Raw genomic sequence first — 856 nt, 5'->3', positions numbered from 1 at the left:
CGGCCAGTTCGCTCGTCAGATACACATGCTTGCCGTCCGCGCCGAACACCAGATGGCGCGGGCCCGTGCCGGCCTTCTGCTGCGCGTAGCTCCAGTCGGCCGGCGCGAACGGGCCGGGGCTGCCCTGCGGCGTGTAGCGGTACGCGTACAGCTTGTCGGCGCCGAGGTCCTGCGCAAACATGAAGCGGCCGTCCGGCGAGAACACGGTCGAATGCACGTGCGAGTCGTCCTGCCGCCCTTTCACCGGTCCGCCGCCCTCGTGGTGCACGGTCTGCACCGACGCACCGACCTGGCCGTCGGACTGCAACGGAAACACCGCGAAGCTGCCGCCCGGGTCGGGCGCGACCGAGTAGTTCGCGGTCAGCAGAAACTTCTGGTCGGGCGAAAAGCTCAGGTAGCACGGATCGTTGCCATCCGAGGACACCTTGTTGAGAAACCTCAGTTGCCCGCGCGCGGCATCGAAGCCGAATGCGCTGATGCCACCGCGCTGGGTGGCTGGACCGTTATCGCCGGGCAGTTCGTTGACCGCGTAGACGAAGCGGCGGTCGCGGCTCACGACGAGGAACGACGGATTGACCGTCTTCGCGACCGACACCTGGGTCGCCGCGCCCGTCTTCGTGGCGAAACGATAGACGTAGAGGCCCTCGCTTTTGCGGCCGGTATAAGTGCCGACCAGCAGATTGTAGACGCCGTCGGCGGGGACCGGGCCGGAATCTTGCGCGTACGCTGGCGAAGCAGCAATCGAGACCATAAGCACGAAACCTTTTATCATCGAACGGGCGGCGTGGCGTGGCACGGGCCACGTTGCACGCCATGAAGCCGCCTTGGCGGCGCGGTCCGCGCGAGGGGGGACGGC

1 protein-coding gene is annotated in these 856 nt (G+C 67.1%); it reads right to left on the bottom strand.

Going from position 1 to position 856, the window contains the following annotated elements:
* Positions 1-772 (bottom strand): beta-propeller fold lactonase family protein (locus tag G3N99_RS41275; protein ID WP_241012117.1); only part of this gene is annotated, 772 nt, incomplete at its 3' end.
* Positions 773-856: the final 84 nt, after the last annotated feature.

It is taken from the genome of Burkholderia sp. Ac-20392 (assembly GCF_017104585.1).
Classification (GTDB): Bacteria; Pseudomonadota; Gammaproteobacteria; order Burkholderiales; family Burkholderiaceae; genus Burkholderia; species Burkholderia lata.
Note: the sequence above shows the minus strand (reverse complement) of the source record. Positions and strands in the feature narration are given on the sequence as shown.